At 72.7% G+C, this 3970-nt stretch carries 4 protein-coding genes; 1 reads left to right on the top strand and 3 read right to left on the bottom strand.

Features of this window, described 5'->3' with window-relative positions:
* Positions 1-169: 169 nt before the first annotated feature.
* The 3 genes from ACFU99_RS36060 to ACFU99_RS36050 all read right to left on the bottom strand — a co-directional run bounded on the left by ACFU99_RS36060 (position 170) and on the right by ACFU99_RS36050 (position 3331).
* Complete coding sequence (locus tag ACFU99_RS36060) at positions 170-1195, bottom strand: 6-phosphofructokinase (RefSeq protein ID WP_384400569.1); 1026 nt, start codon at positions 1193-1195, stop codon at positions 170-172.
* Positions 1196-1339: 144 nt separating this feature from the next.
* On the bottom strand, positions 1340-2068 hold the full coding sequence (locus ACFU99_RS36055) for a glutamine amidotransferase (RefSeq protein WP_363228462.1): 729 nt from the start codon (positions 2066-2068) through the stop codon (positions 1340-1342).
* Between the two features lie 24 nt (positions 2069-2092).
* Entirely contained in the window at positions 2093-3331 is a 1239-nt protein-coding gene (locus ACFU99_RS36050) for a MurT ligase domain-containing protein (RefSeq protein ID WP_384400566.1), read from the bottom strand.
* Between the two features lie 165 nt (positions 3332-3496).
* On the opposite strand from ACFU99_RS36050, the gene def reads away from it, so the two are divergent.
* A partial coding sequence (gene def, locus ACFU99_RS36045) for a peptide deformylase (protein ID WP_384400563.1) occupies positions 3497-3970 on the top strand: 474 nt, incomplete at its 3' end.

The raw sequence follows: 3970 nt of genomic DNA, 5'->3' as shown, positions 1-3970 counted from the left end.
CCTTCCACACGCTCGGCTGGCTCATCCCCGGCGACGCGACCGCACGCGCGTCGCTGCCCGAGGACGCCACCACCTTGCAGGCGGGGGCCCTGATCACGGCCGTACGGGCGGCTCTCGGGCGGCTGCGGGCGAATCGGGCGACTTCGGGCGAAGCAGCGGAGAGGTCAGGTCACAGCACGCACTCCGCCTCGCCGTACCGCTCGGCGGGCACCGTCTTGAGCGTCTCGACGGCCTCCGCCAGCGGCACCAGCGTGATGTCCGTGCCGCGCAGCGCCGTCATCATCCCGAACTCGCCCCGGTGCGCCGTCTCCACCGCGTGCCACCCGAACCGGGTCGCGAGCACCCGGTCGTACGCGGTCGGCGTGCCGCCCCGCTGCACATGGCCCAGGATCACCGGGCGCGCCTCCTTCCCCAGGCGCTGCTCCAGCTCGGTCGACAGCTGCCGGGCGACGCCCGCGAAGCGCTCGTGCCCGTAGACGTCCGTGCCGCCGATGTCGAAGTCCATCGACCCCTCGCGCGGCTTCGCGCCCTCCGCGACCACCACGATCGCGAACTTCTTGCCCGCCTCGAAGCGCTTGCCGACCAGCGCGGTCAACTCGCCGATGTCGAACGGCCGCTCCGGCACGACGATGGCGTGCGCGCCCGCCGCCATCCCCGAGTGCAGGGCGATCCACCCCGTGTGCCGCCCCATCACCTCGACGATCAGCACCCGCTGATGCGACTCCGCCGTCGTCTTGAGCCGGTCCAGGGCCTCGGTCGCGACGCCGACCGCGGTGTCGAAGCCGAACGTCACATCCGTCGAGGCGATGTCGTTGTCGATGGTCTTGGGCACCCCGACGATCGGCAGCCCCGCGTCGGAGAGCAGCCGCGCCGCCTTGAGCGTGCCCTCGCCGCCGATCGGGATGATCGCGTCCAGTCCCAGGTCACGGACGTGGCCGCGGGCGCGCTCCACCCCGTCGCGCAGATGCGCGGGCTGCACCCGGGACGAGCCGAGAATCGTTCCGCCACGGGCCAGGATGCCGCCCACCGCGTCCAGGTCCAGCTTGCGGTAGTCGCACTCCAGGAGCCCCTTCCACCCGTCGTGGAAGCCGATGACCTCATCACCGTGGTCGACGACCGCGCGGTGCACGACGGACCGGATGACGGCGTTCAGACCGGGGCAGTCGCCGCCGGAAGTGAGCACACCAATTCGCATGGCACGAAAACCTTTGCAACAGGGCCGGATGACCGGACCCCGTCGTCCGGTTGGATCAGCCCCGCCACCCTACAAGCGCGGGCAGCGGGGCACCGATCCGTCCGTCATACGGGCCGCTCGGCCGCGCGGGCCGTACCGCCGCCGCTACGCGGGCTGCGACGCCGCCGCGATCCGCTCCGCGCGCAGCGCCTCGTACCACTGCTCGTCCACCGGCGGCAGCGCGTTCACATCGAGCGCCAGCTTCAGCAGCAGGTCCGCGATCAGCGGATTGCGGGCCAGCACCGGGCCGTGCATGTACGTGCCGAAGACGGTGTCGTTGAACGCGCCCTCGGTGCCGTCGCCCGTGCCGTTGCCGTTGCCGAACCGCACCCGCGCCAGCGGCCGGGCGGTGGGCCCCAAGTGTGTGACGCCCTGGTGGTTCTCGAAACCGGTCAGCGGCGGCAGCCCCAGCCGCTCGTCGATGTCGCCCAGCACGTCGCCGACGCACCGCTCGGCCTCGCCGCGGGTGCTGACCACGTCCAGCAGCCCCAGGCCCTGCTCGCGCTGCCCGAGGTCGTTGATGAACTCGTGGCCCAGGATTTGGTACCCGGCGCACACCGAGAAGACGATCGCGCCGTTGGCCACCGCCCGGTTCAGCCCGCCGTCGCGGCGCAGCCGCTCGGCCGCCAGCCGCTGCGGCCGGTCCTCGCCGCCGCCGATCAGATAGATGTCCCCCGAGGTCGGGATCTGCTGGTCGGAGCGGACGTCCAGGCGCTGGACGTCCAGCCGGCGCTGGCGCGCACGCCGCTCCACCACCAGGGCGTTGCCCTGGTCCCCGTATGTGCTCAGCAGGTCGGGGTAGATCCACACCAGGCGCAGACTGCTCTGGCTCATGGGTAAAGGCTCCTTTAGCGGGTGTCAGTTGCCGACGCGGCGGCGTACGTCCTGGAACGCGGTGTAGTTGGCGATGACCTCGATCCGGCCGGGCGGCGACATCCGCACGGCGTCGTCCACGTCCTCGCACACCCGGAACTCCAGACCCGCGACCTCCAGCCGGACCGCCAGGTCCAGCTTGCGGTCGCCGATGACGAGGATCGGGTGGCCCGCGAGGCGGGTGTAGTCCACGTCCCACAGCCAGGAGGTGTCCGTGCCGTCCGCGCCGCGCGCGTTGACGCCGAGGATCACCGGCGTGGGCGGCGGGTCGATCAGCGAGAACGTCTCCAGCCAGCCGGCCGGGTTCTTCGCCAGCAGCAGCCGCAGCTCCCGCTCCTGATACGTCACCACGTCGTACCGCCCGGCGACCGCCTGGACCGAGTACATCCGCTCCAGCGCCACCTGCGGCGGCACCCCGAAGGCGGCGGCGACGGCCGCGGAGGTGGTGGCGTTCGCCTTGTTCGCGCGGCCCGGCAGCTGGAGGTGGATCGGCCACGCGCTGCCGTGCGGGTCCAGGACGTAGTCGCCGGAGAGCGCCCAGCTCGGGGTGGGCCGCCGGAAGCCGCACTCGGCGCAGAACCAGTCGTCGCCGGGGCGCTGCATCACGCCGCCGCACGACGGGCACGACCAGGCGTCGTCCTTCCACTCCTGGCCGGCCGCCACCCACACCACGTTCGGCGAGGAGGAGGCCGCCCACACGATGAGCGGGTCGTCGGCGTTCGCGATCACCACGGCCTTGGTGCCGGCCAGGCCCTCGCGCCACTTCTCGGCCAGCATGCGGGTCTCCGCCGCGCGGTCGAGCTGGTCGCGGGAGAGGTTCAGCAGCGCGATGGCCTTGGGCTCCACATCGCGTGCCACCCCCGCCAGGTACTTCTCGTCCACCTCGATCACGCCGTACCGCGCGTCGGACCCGCCGGCCAGCGCGGAGGTGATGCCCGCGGGCATGTTGGCGCCCAGCGCGTTCGAGACCACCACTCCGCTGGCCCGCAGCGCCTCGGCGATCAGCCGGGTCGTCGTCGTCTTGCCGTTGGTGGCCGACACCAGGACCACGTCCAAGTGCGTCGCCAGCCGGGCGAGCAGGTCGGGGTCGAGCCTGAGCGCCACCTTGCCGCCGATCACCGATCCGCTGCCGCGGCCCGCGGCCCGCGATACCGCCGCCGCGGCCTTGCCCGCCGTCACGGCCAGCTTGGCCCGCGGGGACAGCGGCTCCGTGTTCCCTGCCATCGTCCTAGATCCTCCTTGCATCCGGCGCCGCGCCTGCCTCGTGGTCCGCCGGCGGGACGCCCCCTCCGCGCCGAATCGCCAGCCGGGAGGCATCGGTCAGGGATCAGCCTATCGAGATCCGGCCGAAGGCCCGAACCTGCCGCCGCGGACCGTACGCTTTGACGCATGCGAAACGGCACGATCCCCGGCAGCGGCGGACTCATACGCCCGATGCGGCTGCTCGGGGACCCGGTCCTCGGCGCGCCCTGCGCCGAGGTCCAGGAGTACGGTCCGGGCCTCGCGACGCTCATCGAGGACATGTACGCGACCATGTACGCGGCCCGCGGCGTCGGGCTCGCGGCCAATCAGATCGGCGTGCCGCTGCGGGTCTTCGTCTACGACTGCCCCGACGACGAGGACCGCCGCCACCTCGGCCACGTCGTCAACCCCCGGCTCGTCGAGGCCGACGGCGTGCGGGTGCGCGGGCCGGAGGGGTGCCTCTCGCTCCCCGGCATCGAGGCCGGCACGCCCCGCTTCGACCGCGCCGTCGTCGAGGGCACGACCTCGGACGGCGCGCCGGTCCGGGTGGAGGGCACGGGCTTCTTCGCCCGCTGTCTCCAGCACGAGAGCGACCACCTCGACGGGGGCCTGTTCACCGAC

This window comes from Streptomyces sp. NPDC057654 (assembly GCF_042800135.1).
Taxonomy (GTDB): domain Bacteria; phylum Actinomycetota; class Actinomycetes; order Streptomycetales; family Streptomycetaceae; genus Streptomyces.
This window is presented reverse-complemented; position numbering and strand designations above follow the sequence as displayed.

Coding starts and splice junctions, on each gene's coding strand:
- ACFU99_RS36060 (WP_384400569.1), bottom strand. CDS start 1,195: ATGCGAATTGGTGTGCTCACTTCCGGCGGCGACTGCCCCGGTCTGAAC.
- ACFU99_RS36055 (WP_363228462.1), bottom strand. CDS start 2,068: ATGAGCCAGAGCAGTCTGCGCCTGGTGTGGATCTACCCCGACCTGCTG.
- ACFU99_RS36050 (WP_384400566.1), bottom strand. CDS start 3,331: ATGGCAGGGAACACGGAGCCGCTGTCCCCGCGGGCCAAGCTGGCCGTG.